Source organism: Sphingobacteriales bacterium (assembly GCA_016700115.1).
In the GTDB taxonomy this organism is placed as follows: Bacteria; Bacteroidota; Bacteroidia; order Chitinophagales; family UBA2359; genus UBA2359.
Window position 1 is genome coordinate 4,641,307 of the sequence record CP064999.1, and the last position, 26,757, is coordinate 4,668,063.

The 26,757-nt window shown below is 40.1% G+C and carries 15 protein-coding genes; 3 read left to right on the forward strand and 12 right to left on the reverse strand.

Annotated elements, in window-relative coordinates; genetic code table 11:
- Window positions 1–121: 121 nt before the first annotated feature.
- Window positions 122–2,998, forward strand: coding sequence for a DUF5011 domain-containing protein (locus tag IPM47_16615; GenBank protein QQS28462.1), 2,877 nt, complete (start codon window positions 122–124; stop codon window positions 2,996–2,998).
- Window positions 2,999–3,442: 444 nt separating this feature from the next.
- Here the strand turns inward: IPM47_16615 and IPM47_16620 are convergent, their stop codons facing one another.
- Together IPM47_16620 and ychF are read right to left on the reverse strand one after the other, a co-directional pair.
- Window positions 3,443–3,811 carry a hypothetical protein gene (locus IPM47_16620; protein QQS28463.1) on the reverse strand — a complete coding sequence of 123 codons (369 nt, stop codon included), beginning with the start codon at window positions 3,809–3,811 and terminating at the stop codon, window positions 3,443–3,445.
- 98 nt (window positions 3,812–3,909) lie between these two features.
- A complete protein-coding gene (gene ychF / locus IPM47_16625; GenBank protein QQS28464.1) occupies window positions 3,910–5,007 on the reverse strand; it encodes a redox-regulated ATPase YchF in 1,098 nt (365 codons plus the stop codon).
- Between the two features lie 288 nt (window positions 5,008–5,295).
- Here ychF and IPM47_16630 point away from each other — a divergent pair, with 288 nt between their 5' ends.
- Window positions 5,296–8,412: a tetratricopeptide repeat protein gene (locus IPM47_16630; GenBank protein QQS28465.1), complete on the forward strand. Its 3,117-nt coding sequence runs from the start codon at window positions 5,296–5,298 to the stop codon at window positions 8,410–8,412.
- Window positions 8,413–8,442: 30 nt separating this feature from the next.
- Here the strand turns inward: IPM47_16630 and IPM47_16635 are convergent, their stop codons facing one another.
- The 5 genes from IPM47_16635 to IPM47_16655 form a co-directional block, all read right to left on the reverse strand.
- Window positions 8,443–13,251, reverse strand: coding sequence for a CHAT domain-containing protein (locus IPM47_16635; GenBank protein ID QQS28466.1), 4,809 nt, complete (start codon window positions 13,249–13,251; stop codon window positions 8,443–8,445).
- A 150-nt stretch (window positions 13,252–13,401) separates the two neighbouring features.
- Window positions 13,402–14,151: a response regulator transcription factor gene (locus tag IPM47_16640; protein ID QQS28467.1), complete on the reverse strand. Its 750-nt coding sequence runs from the start codon at window positions 14,149–14,151 to the stop codon at window positions 13,402–13,404.
- Entirely contained in the window at window positions 14,148–15,284 is a 1,137-nt protein-coding gene (locus IPM47_16645) for a 5-(carboxyamino)imidazole ribonucleotide synthase (protein QQS28468.1), read from the reverse strand. The genes IPM47_16640 and IPM47_16645 overlap by 4 nt, the downstream gene beginning before the upstream one ends.
- 190 nt (window positions 15,285–15,474) lie before the next feature.
- Window positions 15,475–15,843 carry a helix-turn-helix transcriptional regulator gene (locus IPM47_16650; protein QQS28469.1) on the reverse strand — a complete coding sequence of 123 codons (369 nt, stop codon included), beginning with the start codon at window positions 15,841–15,843 and terminating at the stop codon, window positions 15,475–15,477.
- Window positions 15,818–16,183, reverse strand: coding sequence for a hypothetical protein (locus tag IPM47_16655; GenBank protein ID QQS28470.1), 366 nt, complete (start codon window positions 16,181–16,183; stop codon window positions 15,818–15,820). Before IPM47_16655 ends, IPM47_16650 begins: the two co-directional genes overlap by 26 nt.
- A 242-nt stretch (window positions 16,184–16,425) precedes the next feature.
- Here IPM47_16655 and IPM47_16660 point away from each other — a divergent pair, with 242 nt between their 5' ends.
- A complete protein-coding gene (locus IPM47_16660; protein ID QQS28471.1) occupies window positions 16,426–17,913 on the forward strand; it encodes an oligosaccharide flippase family protein in 1,488 nt (495 codons plus the stop codon).
- Between the two features lie 98 nt (window positions 17,914–18,011).
- On the opposite strand, the gene IPM47_16665 is transcribed toward IPM47_16660, so the two are convergent.
- The 5 genes from IPM47_16665 to alaS all read right to left on the reverse strand — a co-directional run bounded on the left by IPM47_16665 (window position 18,012) and on the right by alaS (window position 26,449).
- Entirely contained in the window at window positions 18,012–20,087 is a 2,076-nt protein-coding gene (locus IPM47_16665) for a PKD domain-containing protein (protein QQS28472.1), read from the reverse strand.
- 74 nt (window positions 20,088–20,161) lie between these two features.
- Window positions 20,162–20,761, reverse strand: coding sequence for a T9SS type A sorting domain-containing protein (locus IPM47_16670; protein QQS28473.1), 600 nt, complete (start codon window positions 20,759–20,761; stop codon window positions 20,162–20,164).
- Window positions 20,762–21,108: 347 nt separating this feature from the next.
- Window positions 21,109–21,846 carry a TlpA family protein disulfide reductase gene (locus IPM47_16675; protein ID QQS31510.1) on the reverse strand — a complete coding sequence of 246 codons (738 nt, stop codon included), beginning with the start codon at window positions 21,844–21,846 and terminating at the stop codon, window positions 21,109–21,111.
- A 431-nt stretch (window positions 21,847–22,277) separates the two neighbouring features.
- On the reverse strand, window positions 22,278–23,729 hold the full coding sequence (gatB, locus tag IPM47_16680; GenBank protein ID QQS31511.1) for an Asp-tRNA(Asn)/Glu-tRNA(Gln) amidotransferase subunit GatB: 1,452 nt from the start codon (window positions 23,727–23,729) through the stop codon (window positions 22,278–22,280).
- Between the two features lie 77 nt (window positions 23,730–23,806).
- Window positions 23,807–26,449: an alanine--tRNA ligase gene (gene alaS, locus IPM47_16685; GenBank protein QQS28474.1), complete on the reverse strand. Its 2,643-nt coding sequence runs from the start codon at window positions 26,447–26,449 to the stop codon at window positions 23,807–23,809.
- Between the last annotated feature and the right edge of the window lie 308 nt (window positions 26,450–26,757).

Below are 26,757 nucleotides of genomic sequence, written 5' to 3' on the forward strand. Positions count from 1 at the left end.
TCATCTGTTTAAAGGCAACCAATATTCCATAAGCCTCGTTTGAATAGTATTAACCGTTTTGCTAAAGTCTTAAATCATATCAATTCAATGAAACAATTGATCACCATAAAACTTGCGTATGATGAAAAGAGCTTTACATTTTACTGTATTTATCGTTTTTATTTTCAACAGTTTTTCAAATAAACTGCAATGCCAATCCACAGCAGGCACACAAATTGGTACAACTACCTACGACCTCCAAACAAATTACGGAATGTGTCGTCGTGTTTTTGTGGAAGAAAGCGGTATTGTTCACGCTACGTGGACTCGTAGCAGCAGCGGTGATGTTGCTGCCCCTGATCGAGGAACCGGTTATAATGTTTCCGAAGATAACGGTGCAAACTGGGGACCTCAACCCACTGCCCGTTTAGAAGGAACAGTTCGTACAGGTTGGCCAAATGTAGGTGTAACTGCAACCGGACGTGTATTTTCAATTTCTCATATAGCAGGACAAGGAATGAATTTTTGTTACAAAGATTCAGGATCAACAGACTGGACGAACCGGATCATTGGAACAGAATTGGGAGACCTCAATGGCACATGGACAAGGGCAGCAAATGACGGCAACAATATTCATGCAATCATATCCCGTTCGACAGGAATAGCAAGCGGAATATTTAGAGGATTATATTATTTCAGGTCTTTTGACGGTGGTGATAACTGGGAAGGACCCTTAGATTTACCCTTTCTTACGGAAGATTTCGATAGAATTGATGAAGACAGTTATTTTATAGATGTCAAAGGGAATAGTGTTGCAATTGTAATTGGTCAGTTCGCCAGCCCTGTGGTAGTATTAAAATCAACTGACAATGGGAATAACTGGACAAAATCTTATGTTCAGGGTTTAACTTATTCGGTTAACACAAATGGCGATACAATTTTTGAGGAATCCGCTTTATCAGGCGGAGGTGTAAGTACACTCATTGACAATTCCGGAAAAGTTCATGTATGGTTTGACCGTTTGTTTACCTACCAAACTGAACCCAATCCGGGTGGAACCTCCTATATATCAAACAGTACCTGCATCATGTACTGGAATGAAGACTTAGAAAAACCTGTTGTAATCGGAGAAACTGTACGAATGGATTACGATCAGGATGGAACGACCGTAGTGCCGCTTACCGGCCCGGATCAGGTCTTTACCCGGAGTTATGGTTATACAATGGTTGGTCAACCGAGTGCCGGCATAGATGCATCAGGCAATTTGTATCTGGCTTATTCGGCTATGGTGGATGGCGCTTACGAAACCCCCTCCCCGTTTCCGCGCCGTCAACTCAGAGATATCTTTCTGATTAAATCTACAGACGGTGGAATAAACTGGGAAGGCCCGCTGAATGTTACAAACTCACCAAACGAAGAAGACGTTTTCCCTTCCATCGGCAGATTGGTCAACGACAAAGTACATCTTGTCTGGCAAAACGACCTATTGGGAGGTTTAAACTCAGAAATGTTTGAACCCATGCCCAATCTTAACCTGATTCTTTATTCAGGTACAAAGGTGAATGATATAGTAACTCCAGCAATTGAAGTGAATACTTCTCCCGAAATTTTTTACTTAAATATTCCCAATGCAATACAAAACTGTGGAGTTAGTTTAGACCATTTCGATGCACATGCTTTAGATTATCCTGACGGCGATATAACTGAAAGTATTACTCAGGGAGGCGATATAGATGTGTCTATACCGGCAATGAATACATATTCCCATCAACTTTTTGCAACCGATTCGGACGGAAATATTCAAACTCAAAACTTCTTGCAATCTGATGGAAATCCGGTTTTGGTCAGTGTTTTTGAAGATATTACAGCTCCGCTTGTGGAAGGTAATCCTGCCGTATTTTACTTCAATTCGGAAGGAGAATTCGCACTTGACTCTCAGTTTGACCTGTTTCAGACAGTAGATGTGATTATTAATACGGAATACGTTGACCTTGGCGTGGCAACCTGGGATGAGTCAGATAATATTTACGGCTGTCCGGTGATAGTGGAAACTGACAATCCGGTCAATACTTCAATTTTAGGTACTTACCTCGTTCAATACACTGTTTCCGATGTTTCTGGAAATGTTGCTGAACCTGTTATCCGATATGTCAATGTAATCGGAGCCGACTTATCAGCACCAGTTATTATCCTTTATGATGAATCAGGCAATGAAGTACCAAGTGGTAGCACCCTCAACGCAGAAGTTGAAGCGGGTGGCATATTTGTAGATCCCGGTTATCTGGCTTATGACAATGTAGATGGGTTAATTACTGAAAATGTAGTTGTTACAGGTTCAATAGATTTGGAAACAATAGGTACTTATACCTTAACCTATACCATTACTGATGCTGCCGGAAATGTAACTGTTGTTACCCGTGTTGTAGTTGTAACTGATACTCAGGCACCGATTATCAATTTACTTGGCCCTGAAACCGTTTCTGTTCCATGTGGTTCACTGATTGATTTTACACAACCAAATGCCATGTTTATGGGTCAAAATGTTGGTTTTACCGCGTTCGACAATGTGGACGGTAATATTTCATATAATGTCCTGATAAATATAACCGAATATTGCCCGGGTTGTCCGGGTACTTACACAATTACCTATAATGTTAGTGATGCGGCAGGCAATGATGCAATTGAAAGGACACGAATAATAATAGTTTTACCGGGTTGCAATTACGGATGCAATGAAGAACCGTCTTGCTATGTTGGCATTGATAACAACAATGAATGGGATCAAAACATTACCATCTTCCCCAACCCCACAAAAGGAATAATTCAGGTAAACATTGCCGATATTCCGGGCATGGCGGAGGTAAAAGTTTTCAATACAACCGGTCAATTGGTACAATTTGCCCTAGCAGATTTGGGAACTCTGACACTCGACCTTTCCAATCAAGCCTCGGGCTTGTATTTTGTTGAAGTAATCACACAACAAGGCACTGTTACCAAAAATGTAGTGGTTGAAAAATAAACTGCTGCCTGTTTAATCCAATCAAATGAACGAACTTTTAAAAACCTGTCCGGGTTAAAACTCCGGCAGGTTTTTTTTATACATATTATTTGAAGGATGCAATGCTTAGTATAAAGAATAATAGAAACTATTCCGGTCTTTCTATTTAAGTTGACAAACCTGTTAAGTATTTAAACAGAGAATCCATACCAGAATAATCTCCTCATGATTCAAAATCACAGAATAGAATTAGTAACAGATTAAATCTGTATTAAACAGAAAGATGTCTAACTGAAATATGGCAAAACCTTTAGCTTAGAGGCGATGAAAGTGATTTGTTTATGCCGTAAGAAGTAGAATCCAAATAACAATAACGGATAGCTTTTGTGTTAAAAACAAAAGCTATCCGTTTTGAGGAATAACTCTGCCGATAAAAGAGGGGGATTGGGATAGAAAAGATAAAAATTAATCGTCGCTGCCGTCGTCTTCGTCGTCGTCTTCGTAATCATCGAAATCGTCGTCGTCTTCGTCGTCATCGTCGTCGTCGAAATCTTCGAAATCTTCGTCGTCAAATTCGTCATCGTCGAGATCAATTTCTTCTAAATCCACAAAATCGTCTTCATCATCACCCTCATCATCGTCGTCGTCATCGTCGTCATCATAATCGTCGTAATCGTCGTCATCATTTTCATCTTCATCGTCAAATTCGTTGAAAACAATGCCTGTGATACCCGTTTTAAGTGCTTCCCAAGTTAGGGGAGCATCTTCTAAAGGTGCAGTTATCAGTTCTGCTTCGGGGTTTAAAACCGTAATAAAATTGAAGTTTACTTCCATGACTCAGTTTGTTTTGTTTATCTTGTTTGCAAATGTAATGACACGCAATAAAAAGTTGTATTCAAAACTCAAAAAAATGGAAATTTTTTTTCTTTTAGTTACACGTTAAATCGAAAATGCATGATGTCGCCGTCCTGAACGATATATTCTTTCCCTTCTACGTTGAGTTTTCCGGCAGCACGCGCAGCGGCTTCGGACCCATAATGAACAAAGTCGTTAAAAGCAATCACCTCTGCCCGAATAAACCCACGTTCAAAGTCTGAATGAATGACTCCTGCTGCCTGAGGTGCTTTAGTTCCTTTCGTTATTGTCCATGCTCTTACCTCTTTTTCTCCGGCGGTAAAATAGGTAATTAAATCCAATAACCTGTAACTCGATTTAATCAGTTTACTGATTCCTGGTTCAGACAATCCGAGGTCATTCAAAAACATCATTCTCTCATCGTAGGTTTCTAACTCAGCAATATCGGCTTCCATAGCTGCGCAAATTATTAAAACTTCGGCATTTTCATTGGCAACGGCTTCCTGCAAAGCACGGGTATAAGCGTTGCCATTTGCAGCAGCCGATTCATCAACATTGCAAACATATAGTACAGGTTTGGCAGTCAACAGGTCTATGTCTTTGATAAATCTTTTATCTTCCTCTTCAACCGGGGCAGTTCTTGCAGAATTACCCTTTCCAAGATGATTTAAGTAAACCTGTAAAACTTCTATTCCAAGTTTGGCTTCTTTGTCGTTGGATTTTAGCAGCTTTTCAAGTTTAGCTATCTTTTTCTCAACCGATTCTATGTCTTTTAGTTGTAATTCTATATCAATGATTTCTTTGTCGCGAACCGGATTAATACTTCCATTGACATGTACCACATTATCATCTTCGAAGCATCTGATTACATGAACAATTGCATCAGTGCTTCGGATATTTGACAAAAACTGATTCCCTAAGCCCTCTCCTTTACTTGCACCTGCTACTAAACCGGCAATGTCAACTATTTCAACTGTAGTTGGAACAACTCTTTGTGGTTTTACTAATCTTTCGAGTTCAAATAGGCGATCGTCAGGTATGTTGACAACTCCGACATTGGGTTCTATGGTCGCAAAAGGGTAATTTGCAGCAAGGGCATGTGCATTAGACAAACAATTAAAAAGGGTAGATTTTCCAACGTTTGGCAAACCTACTATTCCGCATTGCAAACTCATTGTATTATGGTTGCCTGTTAAGGCTTTTGTTTCATTTTTTTGTAAGCGGCGCAAATGTAAGGCCAATTGATGAATTTTGGTATCTTGAATGATGTATCACCCATTTAAGTTTTGTCTTCAGAAACCTCAGAAAACATCGTTTATTTAGAAAAACCAAAAAAAGGAGCGCTTCTTTTTTAATTTACAGATTAAAAATCGGTAATTTGCGTTTTCAAAGTTGCATTAAAAAACAATTTTAGCCTTTCATCCTGAACAGGCTATTCTTTTTCTCCTTAAAACCTGTCAATTATGCGTTTACCATTTCTTTTGTTCAGATTTATCCTGATCATCATGCTGTTTGGATTAACAAAAATGCAGGCACAGGAAACAGCTATCTATCGAAATGCTTATACTGAATTTGCGGGTGCAAAAACAAATTTCATAGAAGGCAATTATTCGCTTGCTCAAAAAAGGTTTGACGCTTTCATCCGTTCTTTTCAGTTCAGCAATCAGAATGAAGTGGTATTGATGCGAAGTGAAGCGCAGTTTTATCATGCCTTGGCTGCCCGCAAACTTAATAATGCCAACGCTGAATTGCTCTTAGTTAAGTTTGTGGACGAAAACAACAGCAGCCCTCTTACTTCTTTGGCCTATTTTGAACTGGGACAGCTTTATTTTGACCAGGAACTCTACCGGGATGCCATTGCCTGCTATAACAAAGTTGGCGCAAATGTATTAACTACCGAACAACAGGCTGAGATGAACTTTCAACTTGCCTATAGTCTGTTTACCAGCAAACAGTTTAAAGACGCACATCGCTTGTTTTCACAGATAATAAACACCAAGAATCAATATTACTACGATGCTAATTATTATTATGGTGTTATCTCTTATTTTGACAATGATTATCCTTCGGCATTAACAGCTTTTCAGCGAATTGAACAAAACTCAAAATACGACAAAGCCCTTCCTTATTATATTGCCCTGATTTATTACCACCAGAAACAATACGACAATTTGGTGGCTTATGCATCCCCAAAAGCTAAAACAAGTGGTATTAAATATCAGAACGAACTCAATCAGTTACTTGGACAAACTTTGTTTAATCAACAAAAATTTGCTGAAGCACTCCCTTACCTCGAATTTTATATCGAAAAAAGCAGCAAAGTCCGCAAAGAAGATTTATTTCAACTCGGATTTACCCAATATCAGTTGAAAAGGTATGAGGATGCCATTAAAAATTTCACACAGCTCAACAATCTTACAGATTCTATAGGACAAAACGCCATGTATCATTTGGCCGATTGCTATCTTAAAACAGATGAAAAAGCCAAAGCCCGTAATGCATTTGAAGCTGCTTCCCGACTTAAGGCAGATACTGTTATCCGCGAAATGTCCTATTTCAACTATGGAAAACTCTCTTATGAACTGAATTTTCACAATATCGCTATTAATGTGTTTCGTGAGTTTATTAAGCAATATCCTGCTTCCAAACAATTGAACGAGGCTAAAAGGTTGTTGAGCAGTATCCTTGAAAACACCCAAAATTACGCCGATGCGCTTGAAATTCTGGAAAGTATTCCCGATAAAACTCCGGATTTATGGCGTGCTTATCAGAGGATTTTATATTACCGGGGTGTAGAAAAGTATAATGACCGAAAATATGACGAGGCTTTGGATTTATTTGACAAAGCCCTTGATAAATCATATATCCCTGACATCAGCGCTTTAGCTTATTTCTGGAAAGGCAATATTTACTACAAACAAAAAAAATATGACGAGGCATTTACCAGCATAGAAGCCTATATGAATGCCACTTCAAATCCTGTGATGTCGGAAAAGGTTAACGATGCCACCGCCAATTATACAATGGGATATTCCTTTTTTAAACAAAAGGCGTATGAGGATGCCTTGTATTACTTTGACAAATCGGTCAATGCATTTGTTGGAGCAAATGCTCCTACGAGTAATAAAGCACTTGGTGCGCAACTTTACCCGGACGCTATATTGAGAAGCGGTGATTGTAATTTTATGCTGAAAAGGTATAATCAGGCCTCCGAGCGGTATGATAACATCATAAAGTACAAAATGAATGGGATTGATTATGCTTATTACCAAAAGGGTATGTTGGCAGGATTGATTGGAGAGTATGACAAAAAAATTGACAACCTTAAACAGTTGACAAAATTATACCCCAAATCTTTTTATGCAGATGATGCTACCTATCAGATTGCACTCACCTATGTATCACTGAACAACTATCAGGCAGCCGTTGAAACCCATCAACAACTGATTGGCGATTTCCCGGAAAGCGAATATGTTCCTAAATCATTGGTCAATCTTGGATTGGTTTATTACAATATTGGCGATTATGATCGTTCCCTGCAATTTTATGAATTGGTTTTAAAGCGATTTCCAAAAAATATTGAGGCAAAAGAAGCGATTACCGGTGTGAGGGATGTCTTTGTGGCACAGGGTGATGCAGATGGTTATGTCAATTTTACCAAAAAATTCCCGGGCATGGAAGTTAGTGATGCTACTCAGGACTCGATAGCTTATGAAATTGCCGAAACCTATTACACCAAAGGTGATTGTACCAATGCCGTCAAAGAGTTTACTAAATATCTTGCCGGCTATTCTAAAGGGGCTTATGTATTGTATGCGCATTTTTACCGGGCACAATGCTATTACAGCAAACAAGAATATGCCAATGCCGGTAAAGATTATGACTATATTGTCGAACAAAACCGCAATCCTTTTACTGATCAGGCTTTGGATAAAGGAGGACGGGTAGCGTTGTATATAAACAAAGATTACAATAAAGCATTTACCTACTACCGGAAACTTTACGAAACAGGCTCAAGAAAAGAACTTCGCATTGAATCTTTAAGAGGATTGGTGAAATCGAGTTTTTATCTCAAAAAAACAGCGGAATTAGAACAATATGGTGGATTACTGATAGCTGCTGACGACAATACACCGGACGATATTATCGAAGCCTATTTCTTTATGGGTTTGCTCAACTATGATTCTAAAAACTATGCCAAAGCCCGGCAACATTTTCAACAGGTCAGTGCGCGTACTACCAACGAGAAAGGGGCACAGGCAAGATACCTGATCGCCGATATTTATTTTAAACAAAATGATCTGGATTCTGCCAATACACATTGTTTTAAAGTGATCAACGAAACAGCGTCCCAAACACATTGGGTAGTGAAAGGGTATATTTTGCTTGCAGATATTTATGCAGCTAAAGGCGAATTGTTTCAGGCTAAAGCGACTTTAAAAAGTATAATAGACAACTACAAGCCGGAAGATGAACTGAAAAAAGAAGCCCGTTCCAAACTGCAGCAATTGGAAAACAAGAAGCAGACCAGTCAAAACTTCAATCGAATAACCCCGACAATGACGGGTATCTGGAGTTAGAAAAATAGGTTCGATTTAACTTGTTTTGGTTTACCGGCAATGCTTTTTGGCCGATTCTATTTCCTTAATCTTATGCAGATAAGTACTGTCATTGGTTTGTCTGAACAACTGAAGATAAATTTGAGAAGCTCTGTTGTAGTGTTTTAGTGAGCGTTTTTGTTTTGCCAATAACGTATAGTATTGAGCATAAGTGTTTAACTGTACGGCGTTTCTTTCTTTAATGAGCCAGTTTATGCGGTCTATTCCAACCATTCTGTCTGTATCTTCCACATCAAATTTACGCATGTCTTCGGGTGTCAAAAATGCTAATTTTCTGAGATTGGCATCGGCAATCATTGAATCAGGATGTATTAACCAAAGCTTCGCAATACCGTCTTTTGATGCGGTGAGTAATCGGCTGTTATCCGGCGTAAAGGTTACATTTTCGACCGGAGCCTGATGCCCTGAAAGCGTAAAAAGTTCTTCTCCTTTCAGATTCCAGACTTTGGCGGTTTTGTCAGCCGAGGTGGTAATGATTCGATTGCCTTCAGGGAAAAATGCTACTGAGGTTAGTACATCTGTATGACTGCTCAAAATTTGGAGCAACCTCCCTTCAAAAGTCCAAAGACGGGCGGTTTTATCACGGGAGGCTGTTACTATATAGCGACCATCCGGCGAAAAAGCTGCATCTACCACGGCTGCTTCATGTCCGATAAGGGTATAAAGCAAATTACCGTTATTAGTGCGCCAGATTTTAGCAAGACTGTCCCGGCTAGTTGTTAAAATATATTTATCGTCGGGCGAAAAAATAGCTGATTCTACAATTTGAGTGTGCCCGCTAAAAGTCCTTATCAATTTTCCATTCAAATCCCATAGACGGGCTGTCTTGTCTTTTGAAGAAGTAAGCGCCCAATCTTGTTTGGCTAAATTATTGAAAACTGCCCCTGTCAGTCCATCATTATGTCCGGTCAGTGTCATGATTTCCCGACCATCCGTGTTCCAGATTTTGGCTGTGCTATCGGCAGATGCAGTAATTACGTGATTGCTGTTTGCCGAAAAAGCAGCACTGACAACTACTCCTTTATGTCCTGTGAAATCGGTAATTTTTTTGCCGTCAATGTCCCATAAAACTGCCTTCCTGTTCCTTGAGGTACTGACTAAAAATTTACCATTCTGAGAATAGGCTGCTCCTAAAATTTCATTCCCTTTGTTTCCAAGAGTATTGCTGTGTATAGACCAGATTCTTGCGGTATTGTCCTCAGATGCAGTCAGTATATTGCCTCCGGCAAATAAACAATTGGGGCAATGAGGTGCAAAGGCTACAGAATACAAATAACTGCCCGGACATTGGATGGTTTGCAATTCAACACCCGTGTTATCCCATAGTTTGATAGTATAATCACGGGCAACCGTCGCAATGGTCTGGCCGTTTGCCGAAAAATCAGCCCCTTCAACAAAACCGTTGTGCCCGCTCATGATTTGTAGAATCTCACCCTTAATGTTCCATAAACGTGCAGTCTGATCGTCTGAAGTTGTAACGAGTAATTGTTCGTCAGGAGAAAAAGCAGCATAGTTCACTGACGATGTATGGCCGGTAAATGTGTGGAGAAGCTGATTACCTTTCCATAGTTTGGCAGTTTTGTCAACCGAAGTGGTCAGGATATAATCGCCTGATGGAGAGAAAGTTGCCCATGTCAGATAATCCTCATGTGCAGGTATGGTTTGGAGCAAGTTTCCATGAGTATCCCATATTTTAGCGGTATTATCCCATGAAGCCGTCAGGATTTTCTGTTGGTCGGGAGAAAAAACAGCAGCGCTAACTTCGTTTAGATGTCCGGCAAAAATTGCAGCTATCGAATGATTGGTATTGTACAAAATGGCGGTGTCATTGCTCAAAGCAACCAATATTTGTGCTCCATCAGGGGAAAAGGTGGCATAATTAACACGGGCCGGGCATCTGTAAACACTGGTATCTCCGGATGACAAAAACCAGACAATGGCACTGTTGTCGGCCGAAGCGGTGAGTATTTTGCTTCCATCAGGTGAAAAAACAGCATTATTCACTGCTTTTGTATGCCCGTTTAGTTCTGAATACATAGCGCTTTGATGGTAAGCGTTCCAAAGGGCCTGAAAAGATCGGTTATTGTCATGAGTTCGGAATGCAAACTCTGCCAAACGGAAACTTTTAGTAGGGGAAGAGTCGAGCAATGTGCCTGATTTGTAGGACAAATCATAAGAAAGCGATAACAAGGTTTTGTCAACAGCCTGCCGCCATAGATAAGAAATACTCACTATAGCGAGCAATAAAGTAGCGATAAAGCTACTCCATAAAATACTTTTATTGAGCCGGGTTTTATTCAGCCTGATTCGGTTTTTATTACTTAGGTTAATCAATTCCTCCTCGTTGGCATTGAATTTTGGCAACCATTGCAAAGCCGATTCGACCACCGCCAAATCAGAAGGATCGAGGAGATTTTTCTTATTAGCAGGCGACCAATCGAGTAATTTGTTTTTCAGAATTCTGTTTGCCCTTTGAACCGGTCTATCAGATAAGTCGTGCATTTCCCGAACAACAGGCGCTAAAATATCATGCGAAAAGCTAAGCTCATTGGCTGCTGCGTTGCCGTCAGATGCCGGAGTTTCGACAATTAGATAAAGTCGTTTTAGTCTTTCAATCAAATCAGGCAACAAAGGGCGGGCGTTTTGATACTGCTCAAATATATCGTTCATTTTTCTTTTTGAAACTGTACCATGCCGGTTTATAAATCCTCGAAGAAGTTCAAGTACAAAGCCTGATTCAACAACTCCGGGTATCATCTTGCTCAACTCTTCCAATTTTTGGTCAAAAAAGTCGGTCAACAAAATTCCGTCGTCTTTCAGGTTTAAATAGAGTGCCCGGGTAAACTGTGGAGCATGAGGATTGAGCAGATTGGCATCTACCCACATTTTGGTGAGCAATATTTGCAAATATGGTGCTATTGCCGATTCTCTGTCAGATAAAAGGTCGTTTGCAATTAAATCTGATAAACCGGTTTCTACATTCAGATTGTAAAATGCCTGTGCTCTTTTGCTCAATGTCAGGCTGTTAACCACTTGTCCAATGCCTTGTTTGGTCAAAGGCTCTATAAATGACCTTGTTCTGGGGATAGTGGCCTGCTTGATGCGCAGGTCAATTTCTGAATGATATTCTTTGCGATAGACTAAAATTACTTTCCCGGAAGGGCGGTCATTAGGATCTCCAAAAATAGATTTTAATTCATTGATAAAAAGCTGAAGTTCGTCGTTTTTATCTCCCGCAGTTGAATCTACTACTGTCTTTTTCTGGTTTTCCTCTACCAGAACGGAAGGCAAAACCGGAATACTCTGGAACTTTGAAACGGGTTTTACCAGCTCTTTTTTGCCAATGACAATCGCCACCGGCTTCGTACTTGTTTCAAAAATACTTTTCCATGAATTTAAATGTGTAGAAATGGTTTGGTAAAGGCTCTCGCCCTGGACCGGAAGTACTGAAACTACTAAATGGCTAATTATAATTTGCTCAAGCTGAGTTGAGTCGTTTGATTCCAAAAGCAGCAGATCAATGGAAGGATGCAGTAACTTTACCTTTTCTGTCAATTCATCAAAATTGTCTGTTAATTCGGGTGCTGTTTTTTCATTGTTTGTAATCAATGACTTGGAACTTACTTCGATTCTCATTTTCTGAGTATCGGCCGGAATTTTACCCAAAACCAATTTAGCAAACTTAGATTGTGCTTTGATATAAGGCTGAACCAGTGCTTCCTCTACGTCGTCAATCACGATTACAACAGGTCTTCCGCCTATTTCTTTCTCCTTATTCTGCCATGCTTGTTTCAGCGTAAGGTTTTTTCCGTTTATTTCTAAAACATCCCTTAGTGTTTCTGTCAAACCTTTTGAAGGATGACGCGAAACTACGAACGGGGTCGAAAACATTTCAAGATAAGGTAATAAGCCGGCCTGAATTAGTGAAGTTTTCCCGACACCCGACTGACCATAAACCAGCATGACCGGAGGACATAACATATCTCCTGCCTTGTCGTAAAGCTCCCTGATCTGATAAGCTCTCCCGTAAAAAATTTCAGCATGACTGCGCTCATAAGGGCGCAAATACAAAAATGGGTCAGGAGGTAAATCAAAGCGTATATGCTCTAAATCGGGCAATCCGAACAACGGGTTTCCTGCTGCATCCGCCAAATTCCATTTTAAATGGAAATCGTCTTCAACCTTATAAAACCATGGGAAAACGGAGGTGTCCGGTGCTTCTGCTTTATTGTTCCAAATCAAAGCACGATGTGCGGGTGGAATATAAAATTCCTCCGGTCGTTTTCCTCCTATGTTTTGCTTGGCTTCAAACTGGTTAAACGCGAAGAAAATACTTTTGCCTAACCCTATATAAAAGTAAAAGTCTTTTGCAAATTCTACGGCAATATCGTCTTTGATGAGGTTTGAAGTGGCAATAACGGCCTTTACCCCGTTTTTAATCAGACTATCCACATGCCCTTTGGTGGAGCAGGCATTTAATACAACCAATTGCAGGGCCGGTTGCTTTCCGAGATATTCTGCAAATCCCTGGCTGTGGAGACTTTCGCTTTCTGACAACATCAGTTCAAAATCGTCAGCATGTCCGGCATAATGGAATACTGCAACAGGATGCTTTGCAAAAACTTCCATAATTTCGGTCAAAGTAGCGGCCGGTTTGGGTATCACTTCACAAATGCCTTCATTTTGCGCTTTTAACAGCGCATTCACTATTGATTTCTGTTCTCTTGGCAATCCTCGGAGCTGAAGCTCGGGACGGTCTTTGTAATCTGCAAAAGCAAGTAAAATAACCGGTTTTGACATAAACGATTGCCGGATTAGAATTGATTGGGAACTGACTGTATATAATTTAGCTTTTAAAATTCTCTGCAATCTTGTGTCTGTTGTTCCCGATTGCAATTTATTTGCTTTGAATCAACTAAATTTTTGAGAAAAATAGTACTTTTTTGGAGTTCAATTCTGCAATTTGTCTAAAAAGCCTTTTTTCTTTCTTGCCGAAACAAAAGCCTTAGATCCGTCGCTCATTTCTACTACACCTTCTTTGTAGTATTTTCGGATATGGCGCAGGTTGACCAAATGGCTGTCGTGGATCCGGTAAAATCCGAGTTCTTCCAGGAGGGTTTCGTAGTATTTCAGGGTTTTGGTTACCAATATTTTTTGGTGATTATTAAGGAAAAAAACCGTGCAATTGCCATCTGCTTCGCAACGGATAATGTCGTCAATATTGACAAAAGTAACCTCTTCGGCACTGGGCAAGCCCAGCTTAGTAAAAGGTTTTGTTTTACCGGAATTTGAAAGCATTTTTACTGCCTGACGATCGGAAGTTCCACGCCTTTGGATATACCGGTTGACTGCCTTTTGCAGCTCGAGTATATCTATGGGTTTTAAAAGGTAATCCAGTGCCGAAAATTTAATGGCCCGGATAGCATATTCGTCATAAGCTGTGGTAAATATCAATGCAAAATTAATTTCGGTTAAACTTTCGAGCAGTTGAAAGCCCTCGTCTGAACGGGGCATACGCACATCTAAAAAAACAAGTTCGGGTTGTAATTGCTGAATAATTTTAAATCCGGATTCTGCGGAGTCTGCCAATCCAACTACATCTACTTCAGGACAAAACTCAGTGAGCAGGTTTTTCAGGGTGTTCCGCCCCCCCTCTTCATCGTCTATGATGATTGTCCTGATTTTTGAATAATTGTTCATAATTCCGGAGTTTTGGCAACTACCCTGACTTTGTCTTTTAAAAGCTTAGTTTGCTCTAAAAGATGTAATATATTGCTGTCCAACAGAGTAATATGCCCCATTTTCCGACCGGGTTTGGTTGTTTTCTTTCCGTATATATGAATATAGGTGCGGGGAATCTGCAAGGCTTCTTCCAAGCCTTTGTAAACTGCATCCCCATTATAAAATTCTGCTCCAACCAGATTGAGCATGGCTGCCGGACTTTTCAAACCTGTATCTCCCAATGGCAGCCCTAAAATTGCCCGCCAATGTTGCTGATACTGTGAGGTATAGTTTGCTTCTATTGTTTGATGTCCACTGTTATGTGGTCGTGGCGCTATTTCATTGATTAAAATTTGTTTATCGGCTGTCAGAAACAACTCGACAGCAAGCACACCAACCATATCGAGTTTTTGTATTACCTGCAAGGCAATCTCCTGAGCTTCCTTCTCAGTTTGCGGGTCAATCTGCGCCGGTTGCAATAAAAAATCTACCAAATTGTAACGGGGATCAAATACCAGTTCAACAGCCGGAAAAACAGACAATTCGCGTTTGCTGTTTTGTGCCACAATAACCGACAACTCTTTGTAAACTGATACCTTTTTTTCAAGTACACATGGCTCTTCAAACGCCTGAAAAAAATCTGATTCTAAATTTACCGGCATCACTCCCCGACCATCGTAACCATCCCGCGCCAGTTTGAGAAAGGCGGGTAAAAAACCGGCATACCGGTAGAGGTCTTCTTTGGAATCAATCCTGACAAACGGGGAAGTCGGCAGGTTATGTTTGGCAAAAAATTCTTTTTGTGTCCGTTTGTCCTGAATAATTCTGACTACTTCGGGCTGTGGATATACTTCAACCCCCAATGCCGACAAAGCTTCCAGTGCTTCAACATTGACTTTTTCAATTTCAATAGTAATCAAATCAAGCTCTTTTCCGAAATTGTAAACCGTTTCATAGTCCTGTAAGGAACCGACCACAAACCGGGAGGCGAGATTTCGGCAAGGCGCAGAGGGGTCGGGATCTAAAACATGCAACTCAATATCAAAATCAATCCCAGATTGTATCAACATTCTCCCCAGTTGCCCGCCTCCTAAAATACCTGTTTTCTTCATAACAGTTTGTTTGATTTGCAAATGTACAACTTATGAATTTGGAAACATTGAGCTATATCTTAATTAATTAATGCCAGTAAGAGTTGTTCAAAACTTGAAATACAAAAGCCCAATGTTGTAACAAATAACTACATTGGGCTTTTGTATTTCAAAAATTAATAAATGATTGTTGCTTCAAAAACTAATTCATTTATTCTTGCTCTACATAATGTAGCTCAAACTTCACATTAAATATATTTTCAAGTCGGGCAAGCAGTCTGATATTTATTAAACGTTCAGCTTTAAATAGTTGGGTTAAGTGTCCTTGAGAGGTTTTTAATTCTTTGGCCAACTGCTTTGATGTGATGTTCCTGTTTTCCATCAATGTATTAATAACACCCATAAAACGCAATTGTACGCGTTCAGCCATAAACTGAACCTGCTCCTCCTCAGATGAAAAGGCATACAAGCCTTGCATATAATCATGCAAGGCTTGCTGAGCCTTAATCAGTGAAGCTTTTTCGACATCTGTGTTCTCATTGGTTGAATTAGATTCAATGTCCTTTAAAATCAAACTCATAAGTAGATATAGTTTCTATAAGTGTCTTGATCTTCTTGTCAATCTTTTGGCTTTTCTTGTTATGCTCTTTAATAAGTACTATATTCTTGTATCCGTCTTTCATGATAAACTCTGCACAGTAAATTCTATTGGGCTGATTTGCAAATTTCATTGCAGTTATATGTCCTGCATTTTTAGTAACTTTTTCTTTTAAATAAAGTTCATTGTTATACCTGTTGTTAAATATTTCCTCTAAAATTCGTCTAAATTTTTTCTTATTGTTTTCTAATACTGCTAATATTCCATTAAAATTTGTTACATCAATGTATATCAAAATTTTGTTTTTACCTTGATACTCCAAGGGTATCAAGTTTAAGGGTAATTCGAGGACATCTCGTTTAGACATGTTCTAATAATTTTGTTTTTTTTCATTGATTTAGATTTGTTAGTGAAATTATCTATTTTTGAATGCAAAGATAGCTCCTATATTATATTCTTTCAAACAAATTTAAAATCTTTAGGGCAAAATGGATAAGTTATCTCTAAATTTAAGGAGTTAACAGCCCGCCATTGTACTTGAAAAAAATGTGATTAAATCAATTTATGGGAATTATTCAAAGGCAAGGCATATTGGGAACCTTTGCTTCTTATTTAGGTGTGCTGATCGGCATGTTTAATGTGCTTTGGTTATACCCAAAATTTCTAAAACCTGAAGAAATTGGCTTATTACGTGGTCTGACCGATGCTGCATCTATCGCAGTTCCTTTCATTGTGCTGGGAATACCCCCCCTTTGTATCCGGTATTTCCCTTTGTTTAAGAACGAATCAGCAAAACACTACGGGCTTTTTACTTTCATGTTAATAGTACCCTTGGTTGGTTTTTTGGTATTTACCGGCATTTTCTTCCTGAGTTCTGACCGGTTGTTTGAATTTTTCTCCGAAAAATCACCTCTCTTTTCAGAATACCTGTATTTGTTGCCTTTGCTTTGTTTTTTTATGATGTATTATTCCGTGCTTGAAAGCTACAGCAGAAGTTTGCACAGAATAGCTATTCCGGTATTTATCAATGATAGTTTGATTCGATTGGGCATTACAATCCTTGTTTGTATGTATGCTGCCGGATGGTTGACACAAAACAGGTGGATTAGTTTTTACACATTAAATTACGGCATTGCGTTGCTGTTGCTTGCAGGATATTTAATTAGAAATGGACATTGGCTAACCCCTTTTAAGATTGACAAAACGGTATTACAAAGGATACCTGAAATGGGCAATTATGCTTTTTTCGTTTTGTTGGGTAGTGTTGGAGCCATGTTGGTTGGGAAAATAGACAGTTTAATGGTCATTAAACTTGCCGGGTTATCAGATGGAGGGGTATATAGTATTGCCTTGTTTATCGGAACGGTTATCGAAATTCCGAGGAGGGTGCTGAGTCAGATTTCTGCCCCTTTGGTTGCAAATCAAATTGCTCAAAACAAAATGCAGGACATCGCAGCATTGTACAAACGCATTTCTATCAATCAAACCTTAGCCGGTTTGTTGTTAATAATATGTATCTGGGCAAATATTGACAATTTGTTTTTGTTGATGCCGAATGGTGCTGTTTATTCTTCCGGCAAATATGTGGTCTTGTTTATCGGATTGGCTAAACTGATTGATATGTGTACGAGTATTAACAACGAAATCATCACCTTGTCCAAATACTACAGGGTTCATTTAGCAATGATGCTTTTTTTAGTTACGCTTACCATATTGACCAATCTCCTGCTTATTCCACGTTTCGGCATAACCGGTGCTGCCTTTGCTTCATTAGTGGCTTTGTTTGTTTTTAATCTGTTGAAATACCTGTTTATTTGGTTAAAAATGAACATGCAACCATTTTCAATTCAAACGGGAATTGCTTTTTTGGTTGCCGCCATCGCATTTGCTGCCCAATACTTTTTGCCTTTTGTTTTCAATGTTTGGGCCGATTTGTTCTTTCGTGTTTTGATCATTTCCGGATTATTTATAGCGATGACTCTGTGGTTGAACATCAGCCCGGATGCTAATTTGATGGCGAAAAGGTTGGTTAGGAAATTAACCGGAAATTGATATGCCCATTTATTGAGAGATGTGAAAAGAATAATGACCAAACACATACAACTAGTTCGAAAGATTTTATATTCATTTCCTCTCGTTGGGAAGAAAACTTACCGCACCACCGCCACCTTACCCCGCACCAACACTGAGCCCGATTGTGCTACGGTATAAACATACACCCCCTCCGGCAAATGTGCCACTGATACGGTTTTACTCGTTTGCCCTACGGTAAAGGTTGTTTCGAGGACGGTCTGACCGGTGAGGGAGAGGAGTTTTACCCCCAATTCCCCCTCTACCCCCCAGCCCCCTGAAGGGGGAGTTAAGCCTTCGGTAAAGGCAAAGGTCAGGGTGTTTTGGGCGGGGTTGGGGTAAACTATTAAAGAACCCACCCCAAACCCCTCCGAGGAGGGGATTTCAGAAACGCCCACCGTCTGCACGACCACCTCTTGTGAATAAACCGAGGTGTCCTGACAGACTATCAGGGTGAGAGTAACGGGGTAGCTGCCGTTTTCTGTGTATTCGTGGGTGGGGTGTTCTGCGGAGATGGCGGGGCTTCCGTCTCCAAAATCCCATGTGTAGCAGCCGCCTAGGGCGATGTAGGCATTTTGGCTTAGGTTGGTAAATTGGAGGATGCCGCCAAAATCTTGGTAACTGAACGCTGCCTGCGGATTGGGAGCGAAGCCGAGGCAAACAGATTGGGTAAGGGTGGAAGTATCGTTGCAAACTATTGCTTGCAAGGTAACGCCATAAATACCCTCGGTTTGGTAGGTGTGTGGAATAGTGTTAGCACTACAAGCGGCGTAGCCTTGCCCGCAGATAAAGGGCGGGCTACCGTCGCCCCAGTTCAAAACATAATAGCCGCCGTCTATGCTGTCGGGGTAGGCGTATTGGCTTTGGTTGGTAAACAGGAAGCGGGCGGGCAGGTTGGGGTCTTGCGATATGGTAAATGCTGCCTGCGGCAGGGTGAGCAAACCCATGCAGTTGGTTTTGACGATGTAAGCCCCACCAAGAGACCACAGTTCAGAATTAATTGTTTCAATAGTATCTGCGCGACCCACACAAATATAGCCTCCTAAAGGTTGCGGAACAGGAGTGAAATTATAAAAGTAATCGTACGATATCCCATAATCGAATATCCGTGTCCATAATGGCTCACCATCGCTACCACGCACTTTCATAATAAATGCTTCTGTATAAATACCTGTTTTACGCGTTCCGCCTATACATACAAAATTACTCCCTACTTGATAAACCCTTCCTATATAACCTCCACTAACACCCTCTGAAAAATACACCCGACTCCAAAGTACTTCATTTAAGGAATCTAAACGGAGCATAGAAGGATACAGTTTATTGTTACTAACTGTACCAGGCAGATTACTCCCTCCTGCCAAAGCAAAACCATTATCATTTGTCTGTATGCCATCTACAAGTTGATCTTCATAACCAATACTATAAGTTTCGCTCCATTCCATAATACCGGATTCATTTATTTTCGACAGAAAAAAATTCCCAAAAAAAAGACCCGGATTCACATCAACTCTACCAATTGCATAAACCCCCCCTTCAGAAGAAGGTAATAACTTATAAATTATATTACGATGGTTATAAGTGCCATAATTATTCCGCCAAACCACCTCGCCATCGGTCATTTTCAGCAACCACATTTGAGTAGGAACAGTGCTTAAAAATGTCTCTCCGCCAACATAATAAGTATTGGTTTCAGGATAATAATGCATACATGCTGCATCACCTTGATATGGGAACTGTTGAAGATTGTAAAAATTGAGCAAATTTCCGTCGAAATCCACCTCCATCAAGTATTGAGTGTCATGAGTTTCGTAAGTTATCGGATTAACTACACCATTATTCATCCGACCACTAATAGCGAAACCTGTTGGAGTTTGGATTAAGTCTCTAAGAACAAAATCGCCGTAATCTTCTCCAAAATTGAACGATATTGTGTCTTCTATTTGATCATTGGTAAAAATCAATTTTACTTTTTCAAAACTGGTAGGATCATTACTGTGACCTAAACCTAATATAACATTATTCCCATTGTAATACACAATTTCATGTATGCTTTGAGCAAACTCTGTTTTTATGTTTTTTTCAAAATACTTATGCTGCGCAAAAATTAGTTTTACTAAAAAAATGCATACCAATACAATTATTAGTCTCCACATGATATGAAATTTAAACTTTAGTGAATTAAAAAAAGACCTTGCTTTATTTATAAGCAAGGTCTTTAAAAAAATCGCTATTTACTGATAATTGTAAATTTACCAACATTAGGCATATTGCTATTGCCTTTGATGTGGTAATAATATAGCCCGCTTGACCAGTTACCAATATCTAAGGTAAATACGGACTTTTTGTTGTCTAATGAACTTTCCATTTGTAGATTACCCTGAGAGTTAAAAATCTGTAACTTATAGTCTATATTTTTTTCAGGAAAATACTGAATAGAAAGTATATCAGTTGTAGGATTGGGATATACAATAACCTTCGGGTCTTTTACAATATTTTTATTTTTAAAATGTACATTCCAGTTTCCTATATTTTCGGCTATTATGGAAGGAAGTTGAGGCAAGGCAAGTATTATTTCTTCACCGAATGCTGTATATAGCATTACTCTCGCATCCATCGAAGCAAGGGTATTTGTAGCAGCTATTTGGCGCACTAAAGTTTCTTCTTCAGAAGATAGTTCCATATAGGTGCGGTTGCTCTGACCCAAATCTTTTTCTATCTGAACAAGTTGTTTAAACCAGAAAGATTCTTCTTCCGTTTCGGGCAATCCGGCTGCAAGATTGCTTGACTTAAAGCAGGAAACAGGGAAAGAACTTTTTTCATTGCGCATAAATTGGAATTTAAATGCGGTTTTAAAAATGTTTCGTTAGTTAGATAGTACTCCCCAAATTTTTTAAATGTTGCTGTAATGTAGTGAATTAGTTAACTCCTTGTAGTAACAAATTCAAAAAAGTTTTACGATGCTTAATTATTTTCCGAAGAAACTAAAAGTCTGAAAGTTTTATCATTTTTCAAGCAGTAAAAAAAAATAGATTGATTTACGGTTGCTTTTAACTACTTTTCTACAATTTGTCGTTTAACCCAACCATATAAATAACATGAAAATTAAACAAAACGGGCATCCTGATTGCCAGAATGCCCGTTAGTGGTTATTTCGAAGATTTGTTTATGGAGGGATTAGGAACCCAACAACTCGGCCAATTTTGCTTCGAGGGCGGGGCCTCTCAGGTTTTTGGCTACTATTTTACCGTCTTTGTCAATCAGGAAAGCGGCAGGAATTGATTTCACTCCATAAAGACCGGCTGCAGAAGATTGCCATCCTGCCAAATCACTGACGTGGCTGTTCCAGGTCAGTTTGTCTTTTTCGATGGCTTCAACCCATTTTTCTTTTTTCTGATCGAGCGATACGCTGTAAATATCAAATCCTTTGGGTTTGTATTTGTTGTAGGCTGCCACCACCGTCGGGTTTTCTTTTCGACAGGGACCACACCAGGAAGCCCAAAAGTCCACTAATACTACTTTACCCCTTAACTCAGACAGGGCTTTTTCTTTACCATCGGGGGTTTGAAGTTTGATTTCGGGTGCTTCTTTGCCGATAGCTGTGTTTTGTAGGTTTTGCATAGACTGCACATATTCCTGAAACTCGGTATTAAGTCTGACACTTGGAATAGCCTGGTTCATCATAGCGGCTACTTTTTTATAGGTGTCATAATTTACAGAAATATCAAGATTACTAACCGCCATATAGCCGATAAAAGGATTTTTTACCGTATCGCAATACGCTTTCAGATATTTCTCCCGCATTTCGGGCTGCATGGTTCTGATTTCGCGGATGAGGTTATTCAACTGAACCGTTTCTGAATGTCCGGTTACACTAATTTGGTTCGGATCCTGCGTGTTCATGTTGACCTCCATTTTTACATTGTCAAGTATGACAAATGTACTGATAGCTCCTGTGCCGATGCGCAGGCGACCAAGTTGTTTCTGGTTTACCGTGCCCTTCATTTCAAAAGTACCATCTTTCTTAACAACGGCAGTATCCAAAATATCTACATTTCTTGAATTCAGGGCATCGAGAAAAATCTGAGTGTTGGAGGTAGCATTGTCAACCTTACCTTTGATGACATAGCCGTTTAAGTTGTGGTTCTGTGTGCCGCAACCTGCAAAAAACGCAAGTAAGGTAACTGCGACAGCGGTACTTATCAATCCTTTCATTATTGTTGTTTTTTTTGTTTTTATGTTTATTTTGAATGATATGTGTTTTTACAGCGTAAAATTAACTAAAAAATCTTGTTGACAGGTATAGGTTAACGTTCCTTAAGATAAAATTAACCTTCTTTAGTAATCTAAGTGCCCAAATCGAGCTTACGGGTCAAAACTCGCCCGACCTGCTGCGGGTCAAGCTTTGTTTTGCTCAGTCTCGAAACCTGACCTATAAAAAAGCCCGATAACCCTTTCTTTCCTTTTTGATATTCTTTCACCTTGTCGGGAAATTGTTGCAGCACCTGACTGACCAATGCTTCGATTTCTTCATCATTGCTTACCTGAACCATCAACCCCATTTGTTTAGCGAGTGATTCGGCAGTAATTTGGTTGTTCTTCAAAAACTCGGGAAACAATTCCTGAGCCGCTACCGAAAAACTGACTTTACCGCTTTGAGTTAAACTGATCAACTCTGCCATTTTTTCGGGCGGTAATGTAAAATCGGAAATGGTGAGGTTGGAGGTATTTAAAAACGATTTTACCGGCCCCATCATCCAGTTTGCCGCAGCTTTGTAATGTGTCGAATGTTTTGCAATTTGCATAAAAAACATCGCTGTTTCACGGTCTTCCGTCAATATTGCGGCATCATAGTCCGACAATCCGAATGTTTGGGTAAAGTGTTGGTAAAGTGCTTCAGGCAGCACCGGCATTTTTTGCCGAACCTCCTGAATATAGTCCAAAGTCAGTATTAAAGGCGGCAAATCGGGTTCGGGAAAATAACGGTAATCATGTTCCAGTTCTTTCCCCCTTAGCGGAAAAGTGGTTCCGTTGTTTGCATCAAAACTCCTTGTTTCTCTGGCTATCATTGTTCCGCGGCTAATGAGTTTTGTTTGTCGTTGTGTTTCAAACAAAATAGCGCGCTTAATGTTTCGGAGCGAATTCAGGTTTTTAACTTCTACCCTTTGCCCCAACTCCTTCTGACCTTTTGGCCTGACCGAAATATTTACATCACATCGCAAACTGCCTTCTTCCATATTCCCATCGCAGATTCCTAAATACTCTACTAATTGCTTAATTTTTGAAACATATTGATAGGCTTCATCTGCGCTGCTTAAATCAGGTTCGCTCACAATCTCCAATAATGGCACTCCGGCACGGTTTAAATCAATAAACGACTTTTCCGGGTCTAAATCGTGAATGCTCTTACCGGCATCTTCCTCAATATGAATGCGGTTAATTCTGATTCTTTTTTTGGTGGAATCTGTCGGGAAAGTTATGTCCAAAAACCCATCGTAGCAAATGGGGGTATCGTATTGAGAAATTTGATAGCCTTTGGGCAAATCGGCATAAAAATAATTTTTCCTCGAAAACTCGTTGTATTCCCTGATCTGGCAATTGGTCGCCAAACCCAGCATCACTGCAAATTCTGCAACTTTTTGGTTCAGAAAAGGCAGGGTTCCGGGATGTGCAAGGGTTATATAGCTTACCTGTGTGTTCGGATTTGCGCCAAAAGCGGTAGAATCGGGGGCAAAAACTTTACTTTGGGTGTTTAACTGAGCGTGTACTTCCAAACCGATGACAATATCAAAGTCCATAACCTGGCGCGATTCCATTGCTTAAATTTTTACCTTTTCTGTGTTGTAGTATGCGGTCTAATTAACGCTTTGTAACATTAATTCAACTCCTTCACGATTTTCCTGGCTGCGTCAATGGCATTCGTCAATCCCTGAGGGTTTTTCCCTCCGGCAGTAGCATAAAAAGGCTGACCGCCTCCGCCTCCCTGAATATGTTTTGCCAAAGTGCGAATTAGAACGGCTGCATTTAACTGATGAGATTCGACCAGTTTTTCATCTATCATCAGCGTCAGATGTGCTTTATCGTCTATTTCTGTGCCGAGAACAAGGAACAAACCATCTATTTCCTTTTTAAGATCAAAAGCAATTTTTTTGACCATTTCTGTAGTCAGTCCGGCGTTTAATTTTTCACCGATAAACTGAATTTGGTGAATGGTTTGGGCTTGTGTTTTCAATATGTTTTTTAACTGGTCTGCCTGTTCCATTTGTAAACGCTCCAATTCTTTACGCAGGCGGTCATTTTCCTGAATCAGGTTGGAAACTCCCGATTTAAGGTCTTTCGGATTGTTCAGCATCTGCCGAATTAGCTGAGTTTCTGTCCATTCGTTTAAAATCATGCGATAAGCCGCCTCTCCGGTTCGCGCTTCTATCCGCCGGACTCCGGCAGCTATTGATGTTTCGGCGGTAATTTTACAAAGCCCGATTTGTCCGGTAGCAGCCACATGAGTACCGCCACAAAGCTCTACTGAATAATTGGGGTCAAAAATGATAACCCGCACAAATTCACCGTATTTCTCTCCAAACAATGCCATTGCCCCCATTTCCATCGCTTCTTTTATCGGAACATTGTTCAATTCTTCAAGCTGAATATTTTCTCTGATTTTCGCGTTTACCGTTTCTTCTATCTCTCTGAGTTCTTCGTCAGAAACCTTTGCAAAATGCGAAAAATCGAACCGCAGATAATCGGGATGTACTAACGACCCTTTTTGAGCAACATGGGTTCCTAATTTTTGACGGAGTGCGGCATGAAGCAAGTGAGTAGCGGTATGGTTATTGGCAGTATTGCTTCGAAGTACCTGATTGACAACTGCCATACAGGGAATACTCGTATCGGGGGGAAGAGAATCGGTTAAATGAACAATCAGGTCGTTTTCTTTTTTCGTGTCGGTAACTTCAATTTTTACATCTCCAAACTGTAAACATCCGGTATCACCAACCTGCCCGCCGCTTTCGGCATAAAACGGGGTTTTATCCAACACCACCTGAAACCGGGTTTTGCCTTTTTGGGTAATCTGACGATATTTACTGATCTGAGTAATGGTGCTGAGTTGGTCATAGCCCAAAAATTCACTGCCCTGCTTGCCGGCCGGAATAAGCACCACCCAATCGCCGGTATCAATTTTTGCGGCTTGCCTTGCGCGCTCTTTTTGCTCGTGCATGGCCTGTGCAAAACCGGATTCGTTGATGTAAAATCCTTTTTCCGCAGCAATTAAACGGGATAAATCTATCGGAAATCCAAAGGTATCATACAATTCAAAAGCCGATTGACCGTCAATTTCTTTAGTGCCGGTTAGCAATAACTGTTCTTCTATTTGTGCAAATTTTCTCAGCCCCAGCTCAAGGGTTCGCAAAAATGAGGTTTCCTCCTGCAAAATAACTTTAGTTATAAAATCGCGCTGCTCGTTAAGTTCGGGATATAGCTCATCAAATTGCATAATTAACACCGGAACCAATTCAAACAAGATGGGTTCTTTGTAATTCAGATAACTATAGGCATATCGGACTGCCCGTCTTAAAATGCGCCGGATAACATAGCCCGCACCGGTATTGGAAGGCAACTGTCCATCAGAAATGGTAAACACGATGGAACGAATATGATCGGCAAGTACACGGCAGGCAATATCGGTTTTCTCGTCTTTTCCATACTCAATACCGGTAATACGGCAGACTTCTGCAATCAGGGGGGTGAACAAATCGGTATCGTAGTTGGAAGTTTTCCCTTGAATTGCCCGAACCAATCTTTCTAATCCCATTCCCGTATCTACATGTTTTTCGGGCAAGGGTTCAAGACTGCCGTTTGAAAGGCGGTTGAACTGAATAAACACGTTGTTCCAAATTTCAATCACCTGCGGATGGTCCTGATTGACCAAAGCAGCCCCTTCTGTTTGCGCCCTTTCTGCTTCAGAGCGCATATCGTAATGAATTTCGGTGCAGGGGCCGCAAGGGCCGGTATCTCCCATTTCCCAAAAATTGTCCTTTTTGTTGCCCATCAAAATATGATTTTCGGGCAGATGGGTTTTCCACAAATCAAAAGATTCTTTGTCCTGCGGAACATTTTCTTTCACATCGCCTTCAAAAACAGTTGCATAAAGCCGGTCAGGATGTAGTTTCAGTACCTGTGTCAGTAATTCCCAGGACCAGTTGATGGCATCTTTTTTAAAATAATCGCCAAAAGACCAGTTGCCCAACATTTCAAACATCGTATGATGATAGGTATCTACCCCCACATCTTCAAGGTCGTTGTGTTTACCCGATACCCGCATACATTTTTGAGAATTGGCGATGCGCGGATTTTCAGGTTTTCTGTTGCCTAAAAAGAAATCTTTAAATTGATTCATCCCCGCATTGTTAAACATCAAAGTCGGGTCGTTCTTCACAACTATCGGCGCAGAAGGGACAATTTGATGCCCTTTGGAAAGAAAAAAATCTAAAAAAGCCTGTCTGATCTCTTTTGCAGTCATCTGTAAATCCCTGTCGGCTATTGTAATGGGTGAAAAAAAGTGCGCAAAGATACCATTTTTTGTGTTATGTGTGATGAATGAAACAGGATGAGTTTTATGTTTTGTAATCCGCCATTTGTATTTCAGGTTAAGGCTTTTATGAAATAGCCCGCTGCTCCAAAAAGTTAACCCTTTACTATTTTGCTGCTCTTGGCTTAATATTCCAAACTACAAGATAGTTGAATCCAACTAACAGAGAACAATCCCAGACAATCCCGAAGGGATGGCATGACTGTTAGGTTTGACATGATATTTGCCAACCATCTGTC

Coding starts and splice junctions, on each gene's coding strand:
- IPM47_16615 (QQS28462.1), top strand. CDS start 122: ATGAAAAGAGCTTTACATTTTACTGTATTTATCGTTTTTATTTTCAAC.
- IPM47_16620 (QQS28463.1), bottom strand. CDS start 3,811: ATGGAAGTAAACTTCAATTTTATTACGGTTTTAAACCCCGAAGCAGAA.
- ychF (QQS28464.1), bottom strand. CDS start 5,007: ATGAGTTTGCAATGCGGAATAGTAGGTTTGCCAAACGTTGGAAAATCT.
- IPM47_16630 (QQS28465.1), top strand. CDS start 5,296: ATGCGTTTACCATTTCTTTTGTTCAGATTTATCCTGATCATCATGCTG.
- IPM47_16635 (QQS28466.1), bottom strand. CDS start 13,251: ATGTCAAAACCGGTTATTTTACTTGCTTTTGCAGATTACAAAGACCGT.
- IPM47_16640 (QQS28467.1), bottom strand. CDS start 14,151: ATGAACAATTATTCAAAAATCAGGACAATCATCATAGACGATGAAGAG.
- IPM47_16645 (QQS28468.1), bottom strand. CDS start 15,284: ATGAAGAAAACAGGTATTTTAGGAGGCGGGCAACTGGGGAGAATGTTG.
- IPM47_16650 (QQS28469.1), bottom strand. CDS start 15,843: ATGAGTTTGATTTTAAAGGACATTGAATCTAATTCAACCAATGAGAAC.
- IPM47_16660 (QQS28471.1), top strand. CDS start 16,426: ATGGGAATTATTCAAAGGCAAGGCATATTGGGAACCTTTGCTTCTTAT.
- IPM47_16665 (QQS28472.1), bottom strand. CDS start 20,087: ATGTGGAGACTAATAATTGTATTGGTATGCATTTTTTTAGTAAAACTA.
- IPM47_16670 (QQS28473.1), bottom strand. CDS start 20,761: ATGCGCAATGAAAAAAGTTCTTTCCCTGTTTCCTGCTTTAAGTCAAGC.
- IPM47_16675 (QQS31510.1), bottom strand. CDS start 21,846: ATGGAGGTCAACATGAACACGCAGGATCCGAACCAAATTAGTGTAACC.
- gatB (QQS31511.1), bottom strand. CDS start 23,729: ATGGACTTTGATATTGTCATCGGTTTGGAAGTACACGCTCAGTTAAAC.
- alaS (QQS28474.1), bottom strand. CDS start 26,449: ATGACTGCAAAAGAGATCAGACAGGCTTTTTTAGATTTTTTTCTTTCC.